We start from the raw sequence: 22,225 nt of genomic DNA on the forward strand, positions 1-22,225 counted from the left end.
TGATATTAATTCTATTTCTTTAATTACACGCTTGTCTAAACGCGTCGTTCAACAGTATATTGAGCTCATCCCTTTAGGCAATTAAATGTTCTAAAAAGACAAGCTATGGTATCATTTGATACTATTTTAATAAGATCATTTTTTTAGTTTGAACAATGGGTCTTTTTTCTTTGACGTTCATAATAAGTTGATAAAAATACACACCGCTCGCATAGCCTGAAAGATCAATTTCCATTTTATGACTTCCGGAGGATTTTGGAAAGTTCTTTAATATTTTTATAACTCTTTGCCCACGAATATTATAAATAGTCAGCGACACTTTTGCCGGCTCAACTAAATTAAATTTAATATTTGTTACAGGATTAAATGGATTTGGATAGTTTTGAAAGAGTTCGTACTCGGAAACAACCTTTGGGTTTTTCTTGATTGATGTAAAAACTGTGTTTTGAGATCCGGGTGTTCCTTTAACTATTTGAGAAGCAATCCAGTAATCTGCTAATGCGTTGTCTTTAAAAGGGCTTGTTAACTCTAAGCTTGGCCCATTGCCACGCGGCGCAGAAGGCCATGGCGCACTTATCCCAAATTCAACATGATCTATAGCAATGCCGGAACTGCTAAATAACCGAACTATGTCACCATCTTTGCCGAGCCCAAAAGGCAGGTTCCCAACAATGTTTGTTACATCAGGATGCTGCAATTTAAAAACAGTAGTATCTCGGCAAAAAACAAGATATCCATTCGCTCCTATTATAGTATTTTGGGGAATGGTAAATGGTGTATCATCTTTGTCATCTTTTAAAACCCAACCGGAAATATTTTTGGCATTAGAAGAAGGATTATAAAGTTCGATCCAGTCTTCGGTTTCATACGTAAGCGATGCCTTATACATAATCTCATTTATTATTACCGAGCTGGATTTTAAACTGAGTTCATCAACCAGGCCCATATCACTCCCGCCAATACCTGCGCTGGTTCCGGGTGATTGTGGTTTCAAAAAATAATACTCATCAAATAATGGAACGCCGGTTATATTGCCCGGCAAATCATCATAAAGCGTATCATTAGTCATGGAGTACGAAACATCAATTCCACCTTCATACGGTCCCTGTTCGGCCTTAGTATAATTACGGATATTTAGATTACTGTTATTATAAAAGATACTGTTTGTTGCTGTAATATGACCAGTATTTGGGGTATGATAACTATCTCCAAAACGCAATCCATGAACATTATTTATTGCCACAGAATGATCTACAAAAACTTGCGGACTGCCATTACCTGCTTCAAATCCATTAAAATTTCGTAACGAAACGGTATTAAAAATTCGTACTGTATCTTTACCTGATGCCGCAACGCCTTCATGTACCCACCCCTCAATCCAGCAGTTTTTTATCATTAGGTTGCCTCTATTATGATCAATTGCATCGTCCTTACCATCAATAAAAAAGCTGTTTTCGATGAGTGAATAGCTGCCATCTGTGGCACCATAATCTATATGAAATCCATCATTGTCAAAATCTGAGGAGGGTGGACCACTCAGATCATCAGGGATATCAATTAAATAGCATTTGTTAATATGTACCTTAGAATGATGAAATTCTCCGCCATGCAAAGCCCTTGATGTAACACTGTTTTGCATAGTAAAATTACTGTATATGCTCCCCACGGCTTTACCAATAGATTTTAAAATATAAACATTATCCATTGTGACAGAGCTGTTTTCCTTTGCAAACAAAGTGGGTTGAATGTTCATATGCGCCCATCCTTTTGTTGGGTCACCACCACCCTCAAGAAAAAAACTGTATTCTATTCGTGAGTCGGAGTTGTAAAATTCAATTCCACCCCAGGATTCACCAGGGTTATAACTTGAAAATACAACGGGATAGTTTTTATTGCCCTCAATTAATAAGGTACCTGCAACTGCAATATTTACATGTCTTTTTACTTTAACACGTGTTCCAGATTTGATTAACAAGGTTGAACCACCTGTAATATTCAAGTCGTCGTCAATGATGTGTTCAACCTGATTATCCCAAACTATCATTTCGCCGGAGATTGACCCGGAATAATGCACTTGTTCCAAAGTATTATCTACTTTTATATTTTTGCTTTCACTTTCAAATCCTTCTCGATTTATATAAAGTTGAAAATCTGATTCACTGCTGTTTTCACCAAAAAAGATACCGGTTCCCTTTTTTAGCTTAAAGCTGGAGTCAGCGAAAGCATCGCCATGAAGGAAAGTGAGGGAATCTGAAACAAGGGCGTTTATCTCTTTGTTAACAGATCGTACTCTAAAAATTACTGGAACAAGATCATTGGTTTTTACAACTGCCGGGGCAATTATTTCATAATAATCAGATTCAAATGCATTTATAAAAATAGGTTCCAGCGTTGAAATATCTGCAGGGTCAACTGTTATAGAACTATTCTGTTCTAATTCTGAATTGCTCCAACCGGCAAACTCAAAACCTGGTTTCGCGATGGCTGTAACCTGAATCGGGATTCCCGGGAAGTATTTTCCGGACCATGAAAATTGATCTACATTAATAGAATTTATTTTTAGGCTGCCTTTATTCTCATCCTGTGTAACTGTAATTGTTTTTGCAGCATCCAGGCCAAAATGATCTTTAATATGATTCCTGACAATATCCGGCCGGTCGGTTGCAAAATCACGAAGATGATCAAGGTTATCATTCCATTTGCTTACCGAGCTATTCCAACGCACAGCTTCATTTGGGATTTCATCCGATATAAGTCCGGCAAGTGAGTCAATCATTGTAAATACACTATCACTCCTGCAAAGCTCATTAAAAAAATCTGAAACACGGTTAATAAACTTTATTTTATAAGATTCGTTTTCCAACAATTTTTTCATCATCAGGTTGCCCCAACGTTCATTTACCGTACTCTGATAAAAGGCGACGTTTTCCCAGGTTTTGTCTGTAAAAGTTCGGTCCATATCCCAAATTGCCCAACGCCAGCGACCGGCCGCATCCTTTTCTTTAAAAGCAAAAACGCCCCAAAGCCAACTGCGGTACTCTGTGCATTGTACCAATGCCTGAAGTGAAGTAAAGTTTTCTATATCAATCATGGTGGTCGCTTTTTGATAAACGGAATCACTAGTAAAATCACTGTTTTCGAAAAAATCCCACATAGCATTCCATTCATCAAATGTGCCCCATTGCAAAAGCGGCCCTTTTTTATCATAGCGGATAAGGTCAAAATCCGCCAGACCCAGATGATCTTCTATAAAATATTCATTAATACTTTCCCGGATATTATATATACCCCAATAGTCATTATTAAGATAGAGAATTGCAAAATTTCCTGATGCTGTTAGACCGCCGGTTTTTTGCCAAAGCCCGCTTGTCAATGGATCGCGCAGCAGCGTGCCTTTACTGTTTGCCGGGGAAATATCATCATCATATCCGGCTCGTAATACAAGATTCTTAAATGATTGCACTGTCGGCAGGTCAAACATATCATAGTTTAATCTATCCATGCTGTAACCTGTTTTGAAAAATATGCGGAAGGATTTTTTCGGTAAGACACGGGATGTCCGTCCCTGAATTCGTATACCGCTTCGGATTGAGAATTCTGCATTTCCGGATTTGATATAATCCATATCAACCGGTCTTTCCCATGCTGCGCTCCCTTTGATATAATTTGGATAAATCCCTATTGAGTCACTGAATAAATTTGCAGGATCCGTAATAACAGATAAAACAGGCAAATTAAAATTTTCAGAAATAAAATAGGTTTTTGCAGCCGGGATTGATGGAATATGATTTTCTTTAAATGCCCTGGCCGAAAAAACTGATGAGCCAGGCAAGTTTACGGAGTTTGAAAATAACTCGGATGTTGTTTTGGGAAGGCTACCATCTAATGTGTATGCTATTGTTGAATCATCTGAAGTTAAACTTACATCAACATTGCCGGGATAATTTCCTGCTTCTACAGAAAGTTGTGGTGAAACTGTTATGCCGGCATAGCCATGGCCATTAATTTGGCCTGGTGTTGGATGTTGAAAATATTTTAAGGTTCCATCTAAAGAAGATCGGCCAAAAGAGTAGTTTGCTGTTTGGGCCGGGAAAGTAACTTGGTCAACAATCGTTGTCCCATCTGTATCAGTTAGCAGTACATCTTCTCCGGTTGACGAAAGTTTAAAACCAAGGTGAAGCACGCCTTCGATTGGTTCGGAATCTGCCCAGAAAATTAGAAAGCTATCGGGGTAAAGTATTGTTTCAGAAAAACCGGAAGGAATTTGCCATTTCTGCGGATTGTCGGGATCGTCGCTTAAAAACATACCGGCAACATCAATTGCTTCTGTACTTGCGTTATGCAACTCAATCCAATCATCATAATCTTTGTGTTCATCACGAAAAGTATTAATATTACTCGCCAAAATTTCATTTATTATGATTGAGTTTTGGGCAACTAAATAAGTTGAAATTAGCACAGAGAATAAAAGAATTTTGGGAAATAGCTTCATAATTTTTCTATTGGTTGGTTTTAAATTATTTGACGGGTTTAATCTAAGTTCAAAAAGATTATTTTGAAAGAAAATGATTTAAAACCTGGTCTTGTATTTGGGGAAGTAGAAAAAAAGAATTGCGATTTGAAAATTCGAGTGGTTACAATTCTCTTGATGAGGAAAGGCTTTTAGAAAAAAAGGCAGATAAAGTGAATTAATTTACCTACCGTATTAAAATCTTTTTTGTTTTAAGTCTTTACTTCAACTTGTCTTTAAACATTTTTTTCATTTTCTGCACTTTAGGGTCAATCACAAAACGGCAATAAGGCTGGTTGGGATTTAAATTAAAATAGTCCTGGTGATATCCTTCTGCTTCGTAAAATTCGGTAAGTGCTTCAATTTCAGTTACAATCGGATCAGGGTAAACCTTATTTGCATCGGTCTCTTTTTTTGATTTCTCTGCAATCTCTTTTTGCTTTTCATCATGATAAAAAATAACCGAACGATATTGAGTGCCAACATCGTTTCCCTGGCGGTTTAGTGTTGTTGGGTCATGTGTAAGCCAATAAACGTAAAGCAGGTCTTCGTAACTTATTTCCTTGGGATCGAATTTGATCTGCGCAACTTCAGCATGGCCTGTTTTGCCACTTGTCACTTCTTTGTAAGACGGGTTTTTTACATGGCCTCCGGCATAACCGGAGATAACAGAGTGCACGCCTCGCAGATCCTGAAAAACGGCTTCCACACACCAAAAACATCCGGCACCTAAAGTGGCTGTTTCTAAATTCATCTCACTCATATCTTTTTCATCACCTTTCGAAAAATTGGTTGTAGAAGCATAAACTGAAAACAGGGTTAAAAATAATCCTGAAATAAGTGTAATAAAAATTATTTTCCGGGTTTGTTTTTGTAAGCTCATTTTTATCCTTTGGTTTTGAATTGAGGCCAATATACGTATCGTAGAAAGGGTTCGAAAGCATTATGGGGAGATTTTATGTAAATGTTAACAAATATAACTTTTTGTGAAGTTTTACCGGTGCTCCCAATTATTTGGATCATTGCTGTCATTTGGAGAAAGCCCAAGCTGCTCTCCGTCTGTTTCTATTCCAAGCCCCAAAACAGTTCTATTGGCATAATTGAAATAAGCGGTCACCTGGTTTATTTCCAAAATCTCACCATCGCTTAGCCCCGATTTTCGCATTTCATCAATTCTATTTTTTTCAATTTTGGCTGGAGTAAGAGTTAAAACCTTGGCATACTCCAATCCTGCAAGAAGTTTGCTTTTAAAATATTGTTGAGGAGAATCGGCTTTTAAACATTTATTTATTTTTGCAGCATCCCAGTCATTTTCATTTTTAATTAGTCTTTGTAAACCTGCAAAATGATGATCAACACAGTAACCGCATTTATTGAGAATGCTCACGTAAACCCCAATTGTTTCAAGGTACCATTTGGGCAGTAAATTGTTAAGGTTGTGAAGGACGTTTTTGTAAAGAGCCATGTGGCCCGTTAAAGTGTGAGGCCGCAAACTATGGGCTTTTAAAATATTATCAATAGCTCCATCAGCACCTTTTACTTTATCATAAATCGCTTTTAGGTGATTATCTGCCTGATCATATTCGATTATTTTTATCCAGCTCAAATTTCAGTCCAGTTTTAAATTAAGGATGGAAAATACGCAGTTAAAGAAGTAATCCGGTTATTTCTGAAATAGAATTTACTTTTTGAAAACGTGGATTTGATGTGCTATGATTTTCCACATGTTCATGAGCCCAGGTAGTTTCACATGGGATGTGAATAGCGTGACCACCAATTTCCAATACAGGCAATATATCCGATTTTACTGAATTGCCGACCATAAGAAATTGGCCAACCGGGATATCCAAGTGAGCGATTAATTTTTTGTAATTTGCGGGTTCTTTTTCGCTCATTATCTCGATATGATGGAAATATTGTTCAAGTCCCGATTTATCCAGCTTACGTTCCTGGTCCAGTAAATCACCTTTGGTTGCAACAATTAGACGATATTTATCTTTGAGGCTCTTTAAAACATTCTCAACACCATCTAAAAGCTCTACTGGTTTATTGATAAGCTCGTTACCAAGCTCCAGGATTTGGCCAATTTTACTTTGGTTAATTTTATGATCAGAAATTTTTAAAGCGGTTTCAATCATAGAAAGCATAAAGCTCTTTGCGCCATACCCATATAATCCAATATTATTAATTTCTATTTTCAACAATTCTTCCTGGCAGGCATCCTCATCAATAAATTCTTTCATGAGTGCGGAAAACCTTTTTTCAATTTCACGATAATAAGGCTCATTGACCCAAAGTGTGTCGTCTGCATCAAAACAGATTAGTTTTATTTGTTCTTTCATAATTTCAATTCATTTCTAAAATAGTGATTTTGGTAAAATTAGGGATGCAATAATGCAACCATATTTACCTTAACGAATTTTTACAATAAATAATCCAGAATTAAATTTGTTGACTCAATAATCCGCTGGTCACGGGGTCTTAAATCCGGTTCAAAGCTTTTACCTGTTAAATTCTGTAAACCTTGAATATACCTCACGGCAATCTCGTTACTTTGCTCTTCAGTAAACTGCTGGCCTTTTTCTTTCACCATTCCACGGGCAAATTCTTTTGAAAAAGAGACAGGTTTGTTATCGCGGCTGGCAATTGAACCATCGTCGTTTAATTTCCAAAAACGTGATGAATCCATGGTGTAAAGTTCATCAGCCGAAACAATCTTGCCTTTAGAATTAATACCGTGTTCGGTTTTTGTATCGACCAGCACCATACCTTTTTCTTTTAGGTATTGGGTGATTATTCCAAAGGCCATAATAGATGCATTGCGGATTTGTTTATATTGTTGCTGCGTGCAAATGTTATTTTCAACCAGGTAATAAGGGTCTACTGTTTTATCAATTTTGTCTTTTGTTGAGGGAGTGTCCATTAAATATGCCAGTGGTCCATTGGGAACTAAACTGTTAACTTCAATTGCATGCAGGGCATAAGTAAAATTATCAAGTCCCTCTTCTTTGGCTTTAAGCCAGTGCTGATATAAAGAGGTAGATGTAGAGCTCTCTGCCATGTACATGCGCAATACATTTTCCAGCATAATCAGCTGCAGATTTTCTGCAGGAATCACAGTTGAGCTTGGCTTTAAACCAGGTACATCAAACTGAGAAGTGCCCAAAACATACTTTACAAGATTAAGCATGTGGTCATGATTTTGAGCTAGAACCTGATCTTTAAAAGGGATTGCACCGCGGTTTTCATCGTGTGTTGAAATACGGTTACCCCGAAACATCAAACGAATGGGAATACCATTTTTTGTTTTAAGGTTTTCGGCAAAAACGGAGTCGGATACTTTTCCATCCAAAACTGTTGCGCCGGAAAGTCTGGGCAAGTCACCGTCTTCAATAATTTTGCGAATAGGACGGCCTTCATTTACGCGATTGCCATATTCCTCTACCAGATTAATAATTTCTTTTTGGTTTAACATATAGGTCCATTTTTTTTGATAAATTTAAGGGATAATAAAAGCTGTAATCTCGAATGGAAATAAATTTAATATTTAACAGGTTTATTACAACCATAGATTCTATAAAAAATGTCCATATTTCAAAATCCAAATCGTTTAACAATTAAACCAGATCTTAGGAGGTAAAAAATGAAAAAAGTATTGATGATTGCCGGTGGTATTATTTTTGTTCTGATTGTTGTTACAATTGTTATGTCTGTAAATGACAAGATTTATCCTATTTCCATGGGCATGCATGATGAAATGAATTTAGAAGAAGGGCTTGCATTAAACGGCAATGACCCGGTTGCATACTTTACAGAAAAATCTGCAGTAAAAGGTGATGCTCAATTTACCCATACTTGGAATAATGCAGAGTGGCATTTTACAAGCGATTCCACAAAAAATATGTTTGCAGCTAATCCTGAAAAATATGCACCGCAATTTGGCGGCTATTGTGCTTTTGCGGTCAGCAAAGGATTCACGGCAGATAGCGATCCTGCTACATTTCATATTGAAGATAACAAGCTATATATTTTTCATGCAGAGGATGTTAAGCAGGAATTCTTATCCGCAAAGGAAGAAAATAAGAAGTTGGCACATTCAAACTGGGATGAACAATGATTTTTGTTTTTTAAAGAAGCTCTTTTGGTTCAAATAGCAGGCTTAATCCTTCTAAAACCTGATTAATTCTTTTGTTGGATATTCTTCCAATTTTTTCAATCAGGTCATTTTTATTAACAGTAAAGATTTGTGAGATGTTTATAACACTATCTCGGGAAAGGTTTGCTTCCCCTTTGTTTAAAAGTATATTTCCGGGGGCGTTAGCTCGTTTTAGGTTAGATGTTATTGTTGCAACCACCACTGTATTTATTTTGCTTAAATTAAAAACATTATTTTGTATAACAACATGTGGATGACGGTATCCCGGTTCTGAACCGCTTGGTATGCCCAAATCTATCCAAAAAACATCACCTTGCTTTATTTCCACGGCTCGTCCTTAAGCAATTGAAATTGTTTGTTCCGCATTGCATCTTGGTTTTCAAACTTATCTGTATCCATTTCATCCCCATAAACACTATTCAATTTTGCCAGCATTTTTTGGTTTTGCCGACGTTGAATAAATTCTTTTACTGCAATTGAAAAAAACTTACTTCGGGATATATTCATTTCTTCTGCATTTTTTTTTATTTGCTCTAATAAACCCTGTTCTAAAGAAATTGCTGTTTTTATACCTGCCATATTTCATCCTTTTTTTAAAAAGTATACGTCTTGGTATAACAAAAGTCAATACCAGAGTTTTCCTTCAAATTTAAAATTCAATTTCCATTGGTTTTATAGAAATCTCAAAACCACTTGAATTGCTAAAATTACGAACACGCCAGACAAAGTCTATCTGTAAAAAATTGAAAATTCGCCCGATTCCAAACCCTGCTTCGCTATAGAAATTTTTCGATAAAAGGTTTTCAAATTTTTTATTACCAGCCCAACCACCGTTATAAATAAAGAGCAGATCATATTTAATATCCTCTATATAAGGTATATGGCTGGCACGGAACAAGCTATTGTGAAAATTATGTTCGCTATAAAGGGCGAGCTTATTACGGCCCAGAATTGTATTCTGATCGAGTGTCCGAAAAGTCTTAAAACGGTGGTACCCAGAAAAACCACCTTCCAGTTCACTCCACTTCTGTATTGGCAATCCATCCGAGCCCAACGAAGCCAGAAAGCTCAAATCTAAAAATCCTGAAAAGAAAGTATTTTGCCCAAGCGAAACGGATGCATTTACTTTTTGATAATTAAAATCAGAGTACTTTTTTGTTGCCCTTTCAAAAGATAAATCTAAGTCTAAATAATTCCGGTTTCTAATTTCTCTCTTATCCAAAAAAGGCGTTTCTTTAAAAGCGATTGATGAATAATTAAGCTGGATCTTATAACCTTTATCGTTTCCTATTGTAATGGTTGGATTTTGAATAAAGTTATCACCGGAAAAGAGGCCATATCGCAAATGGCGAGATGCATTTTTGTGTTGACGATCAAAAATAGAAAAGCCTAAACTATATTTTCCATTTTTAAGGTTTAAGTTAGCTTCTGAGCCTTTTGAATAATAATAATCAAAATAGTCGGAATTTTTAAAAAAGCTTTGAAAAGTGTTGTACCAGACAGGTAATAGTTTTTTATCTTCTCTAGATTCAATAGAGTTGAAGTGGGTGAGGCCTATCCCGACGCCGGTGTTACCAATTGCAAATGAAAAACCGGGATTAATTGAGAATTTGCTTTTTTCATCACCAAAGGAATAACCATATGCAAGCTTTAAGTCAAAAGGTTTTATTATTTTTTTTGAGTCAAAAGCCAGGCCAACAAAATTTCCCTCAACACGGTTAAACCGGTAAAAATCAGAGAAATTACCAAGAGGCAGTTTTCGTAAATCTGAAAAATAGTCAATTATTTTTATCACGCTTGTTACAACTTTTACCTTGGTCACATTGTTTACCAGGCTATCCAAAAACACATAGCCCTTTACTTCCGATTGTGACAATGGTGGAATATTCATCTTCACGGAATCGAAAGATACACTTTCCTCAATTTCTATTTTGGTAATTCCTTGAAGTGATGTGTTTTTGTCTTTGTTGATCTGATAATCTTCGCGAAAATTGCTTTTACGGTATTTCATTTTTGGAAAGCCAGGCAGCCCAAATTTCCAGGCACTTTCCCGGTGGGAATAATATGGCAAATAGATATTATCCTCAAAAGGCCTGTATTGCTGAATAATATGGATATCTTCATACATTTCATGATTTGCATTTTGATTGAGCTGGACATCCACTTTTTGAATGAGAAAAAGTTTATCGATAAGGAAAATGTAGCCTGACATAAGTGGCCGTAAATTTTCTTTTGGTTTAACCTCCATTTTAAAAATGCGATGATTATCCTGAAAAAGTGTGTCTACAATTTCATAATGATAAAATTCTATCGCATCTGGCGCAGTTGGCCCAACAATTTCCTTTTTGGCAAGATTGATCCTGTCAGCATTGACATCTAAAAAAGTATTGCTGTTAAACCAGGGAAGTGAATGTGGTATATTGGCGCTGGTTTTAATGCTTTTCACTGTTTCATGCCAGGCATCGGGAGCATTCCAGGTGAGTTCAGAATAGGCCTCGATGAGCATCGCATATTGGTCTTTTAAACTGTCGGCCCAACCGGAAATAGATGTTTTTGTATAGGATTTACAATAATAGTTTTGAACAAGGTTCAGGTTTTTCTTTTTCTCTCGTGAGGCGCGTAGGATTAGCTGCTCGGCTTCAGAATACTGCCCGGCAAATACAACAATTTGATCTGAGATAAAAGGTTGTGCTATTAATGAAATGGTTTTGGTGATATTTTTATTTTTTATCGTCAAGGAAAGTGTATCTGTTTTGTAACCGATAAATTGAAAAACTATTTGGTGTTTTCCTGGTACTAAATCCAGAATGTAGGCCCCCTCATTATTGCTAATTGCCCCGCGGTTTGTACCAAGGATTGAGATATTGCAACCTACCAGAGGTTGTTCCTGGGTTTCATCAAAAATTAATCCTGAAAGCGTTTGACAATAGATTGGAGGTACAATTATGAATATTAAAAATATAAGTATTTTCATTTTAAGTTAAACCGTTGCAATTTCCATTTCTAAAGATTGGTCTTTAATTAAGGATGTTGTCCTGTAATAATTATTTTTAAAATATTGAAAATAATACCAGCAAATAATCCGCCTATATTAAATGCAATATGGGTTACAATTGCGGGATAAATGCTTTTATATTTTTCCCTATTGGTTCCGGCTAATAGGCCTAACAAGAATGTAAAGAAAATAATTATTACGGCTGTGTAAATATCTGCCCCTTTAAAAAACAGACTTAAATGCAACAGACTAAAAAGTAAAGCCCCTGTAAAAACCGGAATGCTAATTGTTTTTCCAGCAAATGAGATTGTCTGTGTTTTCAATGGCTCAAGAAAACCCTGGACAAACCCCCTTGTAAGAATTTCTTCTGTGATACTTGAGTAAAACCATACTAAAAGGATTAATTGAATTATACCGTAATTCTTTAATTCAGGAACTCCTTTAGCCGGAGTTGCTAAAATTAAAACTGTTGCCAATGCTCCAAGACCGGCTCCGGTAAAGAAAACAGAGAGCCATTTTACATTTTCTCCTTTTCTAAAGCCATAGGCCGATAAAGTACTCTTTCCAATAAATATAATTGCCAAAACCGACAACACCACAAGTATTGACTTAAGGACAAATTGATCCAACCAAATATATTTTGTTGCCAAATTTTCAATAAAAATCAGGGAAAATAGGGCAGTTAACATTATCGAAAGAACATAAATTATACTGCCAAGAATAAAGGCGGTTAATGGTGTTTTCTTTATGTTCATAATTTACCCCGGATTTAATTATTGATTGATTATTTTAAAGGGTCGCGTGGCGAAGAAACAACTCTTTTTGTCCCGGAATCATGCTATTGTAAAAAAACTTTTGCTGAGTGAGTATCTTGTTTATTTCTTCTACCATCTGTTCATTTTTTTCTACAGCCATTAATTTGTGAATTGTATGTTCTCTAATAAACCCGGCATGCAGCATACATGATAAATACAGATTCTTACTCCAGGTTGCCTGATAAACATCAGAAAATGATTCGTTAAATAGGGCTATTAAGTGTTCCCTTCCATCTGTGACGATATTAAGCTGTTGGCTTTTCCAATATTCAAGCACTTTTTTAGATTGATGTGTTAGCGTAATTTGTGCCCCTTCTATTTTTATAGGTTGATAGGTTTGAATAAATATTTCCACACCTCGTTTGGTAGCAGCCTCAACTGCCGGTTTAATAGCATCTAGCGGTTTTGGAAATGCATCTATCACTGCAATGGTTTGGCAATTTTCAAGCATATTATGGCATCGTTCTATTATAAGGGGCAATGATTTCAACTGAAAAATTCTTTCATCATCAATTTCTGGCTTTAGGTTTGATAGGGCATCTGATGCTTGTTCTGTTTTATTTAAAAAATCCCGTTTTAGCTGATTTAAAAATTCTGTCGGGGAAATAGCGTTACATAAACGGTTATTTCCTTCTTCTACAATTATGGCCCCTTTTGTGGATAAAGATTCGATTGCTTTGTAAACATTAGCTGTAGGTTTTCCCAAAAGTTTTCCAGCGCGGTAGGCAGTCATCGGTTCTTGAGATAATAATAAAGTGTATACTTCTGCTTCCAACTGGTTAAGCCCAAGTGATACCAACAATTTTAGACGGTCTTGTTTCATAAATATCTCTCCAAAAGACAAAAATATAATAATTTACTACTACTAATACAAATTACGATCTGTTTTTTTGTTTTAGCATTTTTCCTTCTGGGCAGAGCTAGCTGTTTTTGCTTCATAACCTAAAAGGTAATTGTGGGGAATGAAATGATTAATCCAGGTGGGTTTTGAACTTATGTTCTATATTTATGTCCACCCTAAAACTATAAAACATTATCATTTTGAGGTGAGTTATTGCCAAAGTATCCCGTGATTACAAGGACATGTATTAGCCTTCTAAACGGATGAAAGGGATTTCTGTATTTCCTGTAGTTGTTCAATAATTGGGATAATCTCAATTTTCTGCTTTTTCCTTTTGCGGATCCAGGAAAATATGCCTATTCCAAATATCCAGCCAAATGTTAGCGTGTAAGCAATCAGCTTAAACTGAAAACTTGCATCGGCAAGTAAATCCTGAAAATAGAATAGAAAAGCCAGTGCCAGCATAAGCGTGTAAAACGGAACATATACTTTTGTCATCCAAATCAAATATTTCAATTTTTTTATCATGTGCGTTGAAAAACTGAGCATATCCTGGCTCATATCCGGTGTTCTCCAAAACAAGACCTGGTACCAGGAAAATCCCATCGTGACAATCATTAAAATAAACATTGAGATCAGGCTGCCATAAAAATATGGGCCATGATCGGGAAAAGAAGTATAAACCCAGCCCAGTACGATAAAAGTTAATGCAAAGGCAACGCTCATAAACAAGTTGGAGAACAGGATCTTGCGTTGAATTTTTTTTAGCTTTTCCATAAGCGAATCCGCGTCTTTCAAAGTTGTAGGTGTTTCACCTTTGATGCTATTCCAGTCTTCAACTAAATTTTTAAATTCATCCATTTTTATAAATCCCCAATAATCTTTTTTTGATACGATTAATTTTTACACCAACGCTGTTTACACTAATCCCAAGGATTTCAGCAACCTCTTTGTAGGATAGTTCTTCCAATACAAAACTGATAATCAGTCTTTCATCTTTTTTTAATTTTTGGATTGACTGCATTAGTTTGTCAATTTTTTGTTGATTGTGAATCTCACTTGTCTGGGCACATTCATCCTTTATGTTTAGCGGGATTTCGTTTGTAAAGAGTTTCTTCTGTTTCTCATAATTTTTATTAAAGGTGATTGTGGTGTTCATTGTAATCCTGTAAAGCCAGGTTGTGATTTGCGCTTCACCTTTAAAACGGTCCAAAGCATTCCAGATATTTATTAATACATCCTGAAAGAGATCATCCACCAGTTTTTTATTATACAAATAGGCATAACAAATGCGATAGATTTTATCTTTGTGCTTGTCAATTATTTCCTGAAATAGTTGGTCTTTGTTGCTCATATCTTCTTCTGTTTTTATTAATCCTGTCATGCTGAACGAAAGTGGAGCATCCCATCGTTTTTTATCAGGTATTTTTACTTTCTACGTCAACGGGATTCTTCGTTACATTTCATTTCTCTCAGAATGACATCTTTTTTTCTTTCACAAAAGCATCGATCTCTTCAAAAAACGTTACAGGGTTATCCAGCATAATAAAGTGGCGCGAGTTGCCGATCAATTTTACTCTGCTTGATTTCCATAATTTGAATTGATCCTGGTAGAGTGCCTGTTTTTTTGATTCGGTCATTCCGATTAAAGTATCATAACTGTCGTCAAAACTTGTTAATACTAATGTTGGGATTGTAATACCCGCTATATCATCTCGCAAATCACGGCTCATTAATTCATACATGGTTACGCCCATTGTACGCTTGTCGGATTTGATGGACTGTTGAAGAACAAACTCAATTTTCCCGGAGTTTTTTATCATACCCTGCAAAACCATACGCTGGTTTGTTTCCACTGTGGTGCTATCCATATTAATGTAAAAATCCTTAAAATTTGCAAATGAGGTTCTTGCGATTTCTTCCGTCAAAGCCGGATTTGTTACGGCTGGTAAAAAAGGCAAGGCATCGACAATAATAATTTTATCTACAAGATTGTTGTCTTCTGAGGCCATCCACATTCCCAGAAAGCCGCCAATGCTATGACCGATAAGAATACTATTTTCACTTTTATGTTTAAGAATATATTTCGTTAGCTCATCTTTAATTACCGGCAAAATCTCATCAGATTTTAAAGCTTCTACACCACCATATCCGGCAAGCGTAAAAACATGAATCCGGTAATCATTTTTGTATTTTTCCACTGTTTCATTCCATACCTCACCGGAACAGGTGGCACCCGGAATAAGAAACATGTTTGGCCCATCGCCATATATTTTTATTTTAAAAGCCGGGTTTTCTTTTATAGGAAAAATGGTTGATGTTGAGATAGCTACTAAAATGAAAAGATTTATAATTGTCTTCATACTAAGCTCCTTGTATTGGATTAACTTTCAATTTTCTTCTTTAGTATGAAAAAAGAATTTTTATTACACCTATTTATTTTTTGCTTCCATTTTAGACATAAAAAGCCTTTAATTGAATTGCCTTTTGCAATTAAAGGTTGTAGGTTTATTTAAATACGTCTCCTAAATCGTATAACCAGGTAACAAATCCTATACTATTCAACCGAACCAGGAGTAGAATAATGAGATATCTTTTTAGAACGAGTAAAACATTTTTGATTTTATTTGTCATGACAGGTGGCATTTTTGCCCAAACTTTTAACATGCAAGGCTTTCCATCGAATAGGGCACAATTTGCGGTCAGTTTTATGAAATCATGGTTAGATAGTCCAACAGATTATTCAACTTTTTCCGGCCTCTATGAGTTGTCTGCAAACATTCCAATCACCTTAAATTATAATTTTGTAACATCGTTACCAATCAGTAATGTTAAGTGGGAAGTGAACCTGCGTGTAGAGAATGAGCCAGAGTTTGAAGAAAGCGGAGTGGGGAACGTTTTTATTGGGGTCCAATCAAACAATGAAGTTACAGACGGCAGAAGATCCAGTGCTTTATTTGGGGTCTTTTTACCAACAGCTGATGAGAAAGCAGCACCATTTGGTTTACTTCCAAATGCGTATGAAATGCAAAAATATTCTCCTGACATAATAACTTTATATTTTAATTATGCAGTTCAAAAAACAAATAATAATGGTTTTCGTTTTGGTTTTGAAATTGGCCCAAGTGTTTTTGTACCCACGGGTGACAATAAAGCTGACACGGAGTTTGTTGCCCATTTTGGTTTAAATATGGGTATCGAAACACCCAAAATATATTTTGGTTTAGAGTTTATCGGAATAGCTATTATTTCTGAAGATGTTGATGAATTTACAGACCGTTTTATTAACGCCCTGGATTTTGGTGTTGCCTACAAAGGTAAAAACATAACACCTAAACTTTTTTACAAAATTTATGTGGATGAAGATTTTGAAAGAATGGTTGAAGGTGTTCTTGGCATTGGTCTTGAGGCATCGCTAAATTAATAAAGTTTTAAACTAAACGGATTTTCCTATGAATATAAAAAACATTTTTATGTTAATAATTTTTATTGTTGCCGGACTTATATCTTTTACAACAGCAAAAGTAGATCCGGTATTGCAGAAAAAACTTGAAAAAACGGTTGTTGGTTTTGAAGGGGAGGTTGGCATTTTTGTTAAAAATCTTTCCACGGGAAAATCTGCTTCCATTAATTCTGAAAAAATATTTCCTACAGCCAGTATGATCAAAGTACCCATTTTGCTTACTATTTTTGATAAAATTAATTTGGGTGAATTAAAATATAACCAGGAATTGATTTACAAAGATTCATTGCTTTATCCCGGATCCGATCTTTTGGGTTCATTTAAAGATGGAGAAAAAATCACTCTCAGCAAACTAGTTATGCTAATGATTACAACGAGTGATAATACGGCCAGCCTTTGGCTTCAACACCTTGCAGGAACAGGAACAGATATTAATGGCTACCTTTCTGATAATGGTTTTGAAATGACACGGGTCAATTCCCGGACTGAGGGGCGAAAAGAGGATTGGCAAAAATATGGATGGGGGCAAACCACTCCAAAAGAAATGGCAGAATTACTGGTTAGCATTCACCAGGGTAAAGCAGTAGGCAAATCTGCAGATGAAGAAATGTACCGTGTTTTGTGTAATATTTATTTGAACGATGTTGCGCTCACCCAAATACCACCTTTTGTACAAGCAGCATCAAAACAAGGTGCCGTTAGTCAATCACGTTCTGAGGTAGTTCTGGTAAATGGGCCATCTGGGGATTATGTTTTTTGTGTGATTACAAAAAACCAAAAAGATACAAGCTGGGATTTTGATAATGCCGGTTATGTTTTAATCAGGCAAATTTCAAATCTTTTGTGGGACTATTTTGAGCCGGGTTTAGAATGGAAACCTGCAGAAGGATTTGAAAAATGGGCAAAATAGTTTTCTCAATTAATATGAATACTTGGTTATCATAAGTGTTAATTCAATTAACAGATTATTTAGTTTTTAAACGGGAAAAAACTGCGTAACAACAACCAATCCTGTCAATTTAAAAATGGCATTATTTTTGTAGCCTTTAACTAAATATAAAACTACAATAATTCCATTTTACATTTAGAGGCCTATCATGAAAACTTTTCAAATTTTTGCACTAATATTTTTATTCTACTCATTTGCAGCAAGTCAGGACCAAATAGACAGTCTTGTAAGTTTGAACAAAGATATTGATAGCACAAAGAAACATTTACTTTATGATTATAGATTACCTGATTGGGGCTATCAGAGATTATATTTGGATTTTTATGGATCGATTTCAGGAAAGGAAACTTTAAAGGATAAAGACTTAAGAGATAGAACCGGGTTGAGTATTAATTTTAGGCCAAGCTATTTTAGTTACTCTGAAAGTGAGGAAGAAATTTTTTCAATCAGCAGTTCTTTATCCTCATATTATAACTATTCAAAAGGAGAGGATGATGACTTTTATTCTTCAAGAGATTACAATAGTTCAGTTTTGAATTTAAATTATAATTTGAACTTAGATATAAGGCGGTATTTAAAGAGTAACTCTTTTTTAAAATTTTCCACACAAAATTATTTTAGATACTACGAGAGAGAGAATGAATCAAATCAAATAAATTCAGGAAACCAATACAAATCAAAAAGCTTGGATATTATCAGGGAATACCAGCCTTCAATTCAATTTGGAACAGGTTATGGAAGGGTGCGCAATATTACACCGGTTTTTAGAGCACTGAGATTTAATGAACGTCTTAAAAATATTACTCATATTGATGATCTTACATCAAATGATTTAGCGGAGCTTGCCGAACTTTTTAGTAAAAAATCTATATACAACCGAATCTATGACAGGCCGGAAAAATATTTTTATTCTCAATTGCCCAAAAGTGTATTAAGTAAACTATCAGAAATGCAACCATGGGAAATTATGTATTTGGGTGAAGCCTTTAATGAAATAACTGGAGATAGGTTCGAAGGTTTTGATGTGAATGGTGGACTTTTAATAAACTATGAAAAAAGGGATTACTCAAATGGGGTTGACACAGAATTATTTCTATTAGGGTTGTATTTTGAGCAAGAATACTATCATAACATAAATACTTCTTATCAAATTGGTACAAACTTTTTTGGTTCTGTATCTAAGACAATAAACGAAAATACACCATATGATTATTTTGGTAAAGGCGGGTTGCAGATATTTAACTTGTGGAACTTAACAGATAGAGTTTTATTGAAACTGGACATTGGGCTTGAATCCGGTTTTGCCTCAAGTGAATCCTGGGAGCGCGTTGATGAGTATTTTGCAGATGTTAATTTTATTTACTTTATTGAAAACAATTTATCACTTAATACTCAAATATCTTATAATTTTACAGAAAGTACTTCCGATGACGTTTCGATTTATTATAATGGTTCTTATTATAACCCATATTATGAGGAAGATAAATCCTGGGGTATTCAACTAAATTTGAGATACTATCTAACAAGAAACTTTCTTTGAAATAAAACGCAATAGACTTTCACTATGAAATGTTTTATAGTTAGTCAGAAATCGCGGCCTTTAAGTGTAAGCCAGCGCATGAGCATGGTCCTTTTTTATTTCCAGGATAGCCATAAACAATTCTTCCGGGCGCTCATCAGCATCATCGTTTTCTTCCACTACAACCATGTCATGATATATTTTTGCCAGCTCAAACATGGCCTCAATATTTTGATCATCAGCTTTGACGATATTTTCCAGTGAATCAATTTCTGCTTCCTGGGCAAAAAGGGCACTTAAAAGTGTAAAGCTGATAATTAAAAATTTCATAACTTCCTCCGGGTTGGGTTTGTGTTTTCGCTTTAAATATATGGACAGGTATAAAGATTGTTTTCTCTTTTGGATGGATGTCGCGGTTTTTACGATGAAACCCGGTTTTTAGCAGATGAATCAAGTGAGGGGAAAATTGATGTTTTTTGGTTGCGGCGGTTTTTGAATGAGGGTTTAGACTATTATTTTTGGTTGTATATATTCTTTTTATGACTTAAAGTTATCAAATCAAAACAAGAAAATTTCTCGCTTAAACTGTTAGATGCATTTAGTTTAAAATATATTAGGGAATATGAATATGGATTCAATTCATGTTGCAATATCTACTTTAGCTGACAGTATTTATATTGCAAAAACAGCTCCGCCTGAAATTAAGACACCTATTAATATGTGGACGCATCCCGCAGTAATAGTTGCAATCATTTCAATTGTTATTTCAATTTTAGCTTTGTCTGTTCCCTTCATTTTAAAAATCTTAAAAATTAAAAGTCTTAAAAAGAGTATTTATACGTTGCTCAGAGAAGTACAAGATGAACTAATTAGATATAAAGAAGAATATGTAAAGTTAAAAGATCAATTGATGGCCGATAAAAAAGGCTTATATTTTCCGTTATTAAATGAAGCACCATTTTATGCATTACAAAAAATTGAATACGTTGATCTCCACAAAATATTTTTACAAAAGGATTATAATTATGAACGATTTAAAAGTATTATCATCATAATTGAGTATCTAAAAACGAATGAGATATCAGAGCGTAATTTCGAAAATTATAAGGCTGATTTAAGACGATATAATAATGAGATAAATGATGCATTAAGCTTCATTCTTCGCACTTTTGATAATATTGCTGGGGCTGTTCAGAGAGGGGAAGTTAATCCTGAAGATCCATTTCTTTTAGGATATGTAGAAATTCAGAAAAAATTTCGAGAAAGTGATGATAATGAAGATTTAGATACAATTATTAACATCTATGCTGAACCGCTAAAAGAGCTGTGTAAAAATCATCTGCATAATCATATTGCCGTATTATTTCTAAATTATGCTATTAAAATTAGCCAAGCTCATAAGGATATACTGCGGATGAATAAAATATATGAAAAGTTTATGGAATCAAGTATTGAGCGAATAAATAAAGTCATAAAGAATCTATCAGATAGTATTAACTTTTACTATCCGAAGAGTTCACACAATTCAAAAATATAAGTATTAGCATATGCTGTCTAAAAAAGGTTATGGTAGGGATGAAGATAGGACGAATTCTAAAATCAGAAAGAAAAATTACTCTTACTGAAGAATTGTTGGTTGAATATTATTCAGGAGCTTTAAAGAATAGTGACGCATTAATTGAAGAATCAAATTTACTATTTAAAAATAAATCATATGCACGGTGCTATTTCTTAGCATGTTCAAGCATCGAAGAAAGTGGTAAAGCTGTCGAGGCATTTTTGGGGCTTGGAAGGAATTTAACAGACCCAGCGGTGCAGAAAACGCTTATTCAAAACTTCGAAGATCATAATAAAAAATTACTTTCTGCTCTTATGACTTTACTCTCAAAGCCACCATTTCCTATAGATAAGTTAGACCTTATTACTGACATATCTCTTCAATTATTTCAGGGGAGAGAAAAATCTCTTTACACAGATATTAATAAAAGTGAAATTACTATTCCAAAATAATATAGTTGATGCTGACAATGCTAAAGATACTTTAAATTTAGCAAAACAATCTTATTCAGGAGCCCAAGATTTTATTGTAAAGTTTAAGCATAAAAAATACAGCACTTTTGAAGATAAGCTTTTTTCGATACCAACTGACAAAATAGGAAAGATTTTTAGTTCAATGGATTTCTGGGAGTACTTTGCAACGGCTTCATCAAAAAATAAAAAACTTGGCTTTCACGAATATGGAGCTAAGTATTATGAAGAATACTTTTGTAAACAGAAAAAATTTAAATCACAAAATGATTCAGATGTTTAAGGTTTTACACGGTTAAACCTCTAATGCGAGGTGCTAAAACAATAGGAGAAAAAATGCAACACACAAACTGGCAATGCCCCAAATGTAGAAATCAGGAATTTGATACCGACCAATTTGCTGCAACCGGTGGCGGATTTGCAAAAATATTTGATGTGCAAAATAAAAAATTTACAACTGTAACCTGTACCCGCTGCAAGTACACGGAAATCTACAAAGCCGAAGCCAGCACGCTTGGCAATGTGCTTGATTTTATTACCAGCTAAACGGAGCAAGCAAATGAGCAATCATGAAAAAATAAATTATGTGGAATTTCCGGCAAAAGATATCCAGGCAACAAAGGATTTTTTTGCAGCCGCTTTTGGCTGGGAGTTTGTAGATTACGGCCCGGATTACTGCTCAATTACAAATGCGGGGATCGATGCCGGTTTTTTTAAATCCGGGTTAAATGTTTCAACTGAAACGGGTAGCGCATTGATTGTTTTATATAGCGATAACCTGGAACAAACCCAGACAAAAATTGATGAAAAAGGTGGATCAATAACCAAAGCAATATTTTCATTTCCGGGTGGCCGCCGTTTTCATTTTAGCGATCCAAATGGAAACGAGTTTGCTGTTTGGTCGGATAAATAAAACCTAAGTTTAAATATTAATTATGGCTCACTTAAA

The 22,225-nt window shown here is 35.1% G+C and carries 23 protein-coding genes; 9 read left to right on the forward strand and 14 right to left on the reverse strand.

All coding sequences use genetic code 11. The features are described 5' to 3' along the window. Positions 1-121: 121 nt before the first annotated feature. The 5 genes from HND50_13540 to HND50_13560 all read right to left on the reverse strand — a co-directional run bounded on the left by HND50_13540 (position 122) and on the right by HND50_13560 (position 7,985). Positions 122-4,492, reverse strand: a complete 4,371-nt coding sequence (locus HND50_13540; GenBank protein NOG46258.1) for a T9SS type A sorting domain-containing protein — start codon at positions 4,490-4,492, stop codon at positions 122-124. A gap of 238 nt (positions 4,493-4,730) precedes the next feature. After that, the gene (gene msrA / locus HND50_13545) at positions 4,731-5,273 is read right to left on the reverse strand and encodes a peptide-methionine (S)-S-oxide reductase MsrA (GenBank protein ID NOG46259.1); all 543 of its coding nucleotides are present in this window, start codon (positions 5,271-5,273) and stop codon (positions 4,731-4,733) included. 231 nt (positions 5,274-5,504) lie between these two features. After that, positions 5,505-6,116, reverse strand: a complete 612-nt coding sequence (locus HND50_13550) for a peroxidase-related enzyme (GenBank protein NOG46260.1) — start codon at positions 6,114-6,116, stop codon at positions 5,505-5,507. A 40-nt stretch (positions 6,117-6,156) separates the two neighbouring features. Further along, positions 6,157-6,852, reverse strand: coding sequence for an HAD family hydrolase (locus HND50_13555; protein ID NOG46261.1), 696 nt, complete (start codon positions 6,850-6,852; stop codon positions 6,157-6,159). Positions 6,853-6,932: 80 nt separating this feature from the next. Beyond that, positions 6,933-7,985, reverse strand: a complete 1,053-nt coding sequence (locus tag HND50_13560) for a phosphoribosylaminoimidazolesuccinocarboxamide synthase (GenBank protein NOG46262.1) — start codon at positions 7,983-7,985, stop codon at positions 6,933-6,935. Between the two features lie 168 nt (positions 7,986-8,153). Here HND50_13560 and HND50_13565 point away from each other — a divergent pair, with 168 nt between their 5' ends. Further along, a complete protein-coding gene (locus tag HND50_13565; GenBank protein ID NOG46263.1) occupies positions 8,154-8,627 on the forward strand; it encodes a YHS domain-containing protein in 474 nt (157 codons plus the stop codon). Positions 8,628-8,637: 10 nt separating this feature from the next. Here the strand turns inward: HND50_13565 and HND50_13570 are convergent, their stop codons facing one another. The 8 genes from HND50_13570 to HND50_13605 all read right to left on the reverse strand — a co-directional run bounded on the left by HND50_13570 (position 8,638) and on the right by HND50_13605 (position 15,680). Then, positions 8,638-8,994 (reverse strand): type II toxin-antitoxin system PemK/MazF family toxin, encoded by a 357-nt coding sequence (locus HND50_13570; protein ID NOG46264.1) that lies wholly within the window; start codon positions 8,992-8,994, stop codon positions 8,638-8,640. Further along, the gene (locus HND50_13575) at positions 8,985-9,245 is read right to left on the reverse strand and encodes a CopG family transcriptional regulator (protein ID NOG46265.1); all 261 of its coding nucleotides are present in this window, start codon (positions 9,243-9,245) and stop codon (positions 8,985-8,987) included. Before HND50_13575 ends, HND50_13570 begins: the two co-directional genes overlap by 10 nt. A 70-nt stretch (positions 9,246-9,315) precedes the next feature. Beyond that, positions 9,316-11,640: a carboxypeptidase-like regulatory domain-containing protein gene (locus tag HND50_13580; GenBank protein NOG46266.1), complete on the reverse strand. Its 2,325-nt coding sequence runs from the start codon at positions 11,638-11,640 to the stop codon at positions 9,316-9,318. A gap of 47 nt (positions 11,641-11,687) precedes the next feature. Further along, on the reverse strand, positions 11,688-12,416 hold the full coding sequence (locus HND50_13585) for a CPBP family intramembrane metalloprotease (protein NOG46267.1): 729 nt from the start codon (positions 12,414-12,416) through the stop codon (positions 11,688-11,690). 34 nt (positions 12,417-12,450) lie between these two features. Next, complete coding sequence (locus tag HND50_13590; protein NOG46268.1) at positions 12,451-13,299, reverse strand: TrmB family transcriptional regulator; 849 nt, start codon at positions 13,297-13,299, stop codon at positions 12,451-12,453. Between the two features lie 273 nt (positions 13,300-13,572). Then, positions 13,573-14,178, reverse strand: coding sequence for a hypothetical protein (locus tag HND50_13595; GenBank protein NOG46269.1), 606 nt, complete (start codon positions 14,176-14,178; stop codon positions 13,573-13,575). Then, entirely contained in the window at positions 14,171-14,671 is a 501-nt protein-coding gene (locus HND50_13600; protein ID NOG46270.1) for a sigma-70 family RNA polymerase sigma factor, read from the reverse strand. The genes HND50_13595 and HND50_13600 overlap by 8 nt, the downstream gene beginning before the upstream one ends. A gap of 118 nt (positions 14,672-14,789) precedes the next feature. After that, complete coding sequence (locus tag HND50_13605; GenBank protein NOG46271.1) at positions 14,790-15,680, reverse strand: alpha/beta hydrolase; 891 nt, start codon at positions 15,678-15,680, stop codon at positions 14,790-14,792. Positions 15,681-15,901: 221 nt separating this feature from the next. Between HND50_13605 and HND50_13610 the strand changes: the two genes are divergently transcribed. The 3 genes from HND50_13610 to HND50_13620 all read left to right on the forward strand — a co-directional run bounded on the left by HND50_13610 (position 15,902) and on the right by HND50_13620 (position 19,269). Further along, positions 15,902-16,741: a hypothetical protein gene (locus tag HND50_13610; protein NOG46272.1), complete on the forward strand. Its 840-nt coding sequence runs from the start codon at positions 15,902-15,904 to the stop codon at positions 16,739-16,741. A 34-nt stretch (positions 16,742-16,775) separates the two neighbouring features. Continuing rightward, positions 16,776-17,690, forward strand: coding sequence for a serine hydrolase (locus HND50_13615; protein ID NOG46273.1), 915 nt, complete (start codon positions 16,776-16,778; stop codon positions 17,688-17,690). A gap of 187 nt (positions 17,691-17,877) precedes the next feature. Further along, entirely contained in the window at positions 17,878-19,269 is a 1,392-nt protein-coding gene (locus tag HND50_13620) for a hypothetical protein (GenBank protein ID NOG46274.1), read from the forward strand. A 60-nt stretch (positions 19,270-19,329) separates the two neighbouring features. On the opposite strand, the gene HND50_13625 is transcribed toward HND50_13620, so the two are convergent. Further along, on the reverse strand, positions 19,330-19,578 hold the full coding sequence (locus HND50_13625) for a hypothetical protein (protein NOG46275.1): 249 nt from the start codon (positions 19,576-19,578) through the stop codon (positions 19,330-19,332). A gap of 298 nt (positions 19,579-19,876) precedes the next feature. Between HND50_13625 and HND50_13630 the strand changes: the two genes are divergently transcribed. The 5 genes from HND50_13630 to HND50_13650 are packed head-to-tail and all read left to right on the forward strand — an operon-like array spanning position 19,877 to position 22,189. Then, a complete protein-coding gene (locus HND50_13630) occupies positions 19,877-20,785 on the forward strand; it encodes a hypothetical protein (GenBank protein NOG46276.1) in 909 nt (302 codons plus the stop codon). 38 nt (positions 20,786-20,823) lie between these two features. Continuing rightward, positions 20,824-21,258 carry an AbiV family abortive infection protein gene (locus tag HND50_13635; protein ID NOG46277.1) on the forward strand — a complete coding sequence of 145 codons (435 nt, stop codon included), beginning with the start codon at positions 20,824-20,826 and terminating at the stop codon, positions 21,256-21,258. Continuing rightward, entirely contained in the window at positions 21,236-21,559 is a 324-nt protein-coding gene (locus HND50_13640; protein NOG46278.1) for a hypothetical protein, read from the forward strand. The genes HND50_13635 and HND50_13640 overlap by 23 nt, the downstream gene beginning before the upstream one ends. Positions 21,560-21,612: 53 nt before the next feature. Continuing rightward, positions 21,613-21,822: a GTP-binding protein gene (locus HND50_13645; protein ID NOG46279.1), complete on the forward strand. Its 210-nt coding sequence runs from the start codon at positions 21,613-21,615 to the stop codon at positions 21,820-21,822. A 13-nt stretch (positions 21,823-21,835) separates the two neighbouring features. Next, positions 21,836-22,189 carry a VOC family protein gene (locus tag HND50_13650; GenBank protein NOG46280.1) on the forward strand — a complete coding sequence of 118 codons (354 nt, stop codon included), beginning with the start codon at positions 21,836-21,838 and terminating at the stop codon, positions 22,187-22,189. Positions 22,190-22,225 lie beyond the last annotated feature (36 nt).

It is taken from the genome of Calditrichota bacterium, assembly GCA_013112635.1.
Taxonomy (GTDB): Bacteria; Calditrichota; Calditrichia; order Calditrichales; family J004; genus JABFGF01.

Excerpts from the sequence above, each read along its gene's own strand:
- HND50_13575 (NOG46265.1), bottom strand. The coding sequence starts at position 9,245 with ATGGCAGGTATAAAAACAGCAATTTCTTTAGAACAGGGTTTATTAGAG.
- HND50_13590 (NOG46268.1), bottom strand. The coding sequence starts at position 13,299 with ATGAAACAAGACCGTCTAAAATTGTTGGTATCACTTGGGCTTAACCAG.
- HND50_13620 (NOG46274.1), top strand. The coding sequence starts at position 17,878 with ATGAAAACTTTTCAAATTTTTGCACTAATATTTTTATTCTACTCATTT.
- HND50_13605 (NOG46271.1), bottom strand. The coding sequence starts at position 15,680 with ATGAAGACAATTATAAATCTTTTCATTTTAGTAGCTATCTCAACATCA.
- HND50_13595 (NOG46269.1), bottom strand. The coding sequence starts at position 14,178 with ATGGATGAATTTAAAAATTTAGTTGAAGACTGGAATAGCATCAAAGGT.
- HND50_13580 (NOG46266.1), bottom strand. The coding sequence starts at position 11,640 with ATGAAAATACTTATATTTTTAATATTCATAATTGTACCTCCAATCTAT.
- HND50_13565 (NOG46263.1), top strand. The coding sequence starts at position 8,154 with ATGAAAAAAGTATTGATGATTGCCGGTGGTATTATTTTTGTTCTGATT.
- HND50_13555 (NOG46261.1), bottom strand. The coding sequence starts at position 6,852 with ATGAAAGAACAAATAAAACTAATCTGTTTTGATGCAGACGACACACTT.
- HND50_13560 (NOG46262.1), bottom strand. The coding sequence starts at position 7,985 with ATGTTAAACCAAAAAGAAATTATTAATCTGGTAGAGGAATATGGCAAT.
- HND50_13645 (NOG46279.1), top strand. The coding sequence starts at position 21,613 with ATGCAACACACAAACTGGCAATGCCCCAAATGTAGAAATCAGGAATTT.
- HND50_13635 (NOG46277.1), top strand. The coding sequence starts at position 20,824 with ATGAAGATAGGACGAATTCTAAAATCAGAAAGAAAAATTACTCTTACT.
- HND50_13650 (NOG46280.1), top strand. The coding sequence starts at position 21,836 with ATGAGCAATCATGAAAAAATAAATTATGTGGAATTTCCGGCAAAAGAT.
- HND50_13585 (NOG46267.1), bottom strand. The coding sequence starts at position 12,416 with ATGAACATAAAGAAAACACCATTAACCGCCTTTATTCTTGGCAGTATA.
- HND50_13600 (NOG46270.1), bottom strand. The coding sequence starts at position 14,671 with ATGAGCAACAAAGACCAACTATTTCAGGAAATAATTGACAAGCACAAA.
- msrA (NOG46259.1), bottom strand. The coding sequence starts at position 5,273 with ATGAGTGAGATGAATTTAGAAACAGCCACTTTAGGTGCCGGATGTTTT.
- HND50_13610 (NOG46272.1), top strand. The coding sequence starts at position 15,902 with ATGAGATATCTTTTTAGAACGAGTAAAACATTTTTGATTTTATTTGTC.
- HND50_13540 (NOG46258.1), bottom strand. The coding sequence starts at position 4,492 with ATGAAGCTATTTCCCAAAATTCTTTTATTCTCTGTGCTAATTTCAACT.
- HND50_13630 (NOG46276.1), top strand. The coding sequence starts at position 19,877 with ATGGATTCAATTCATGTTGCAATATCTACTTTAGCTGACAGTATTTAT.
- HND50_13625 (NOG46275.1), bottom strand. The coding sequence starts at position 19,578 with ATGAAATTTTTAATTATCAGCTTTACACTTTTAAGTGCCCTTTTTGCC.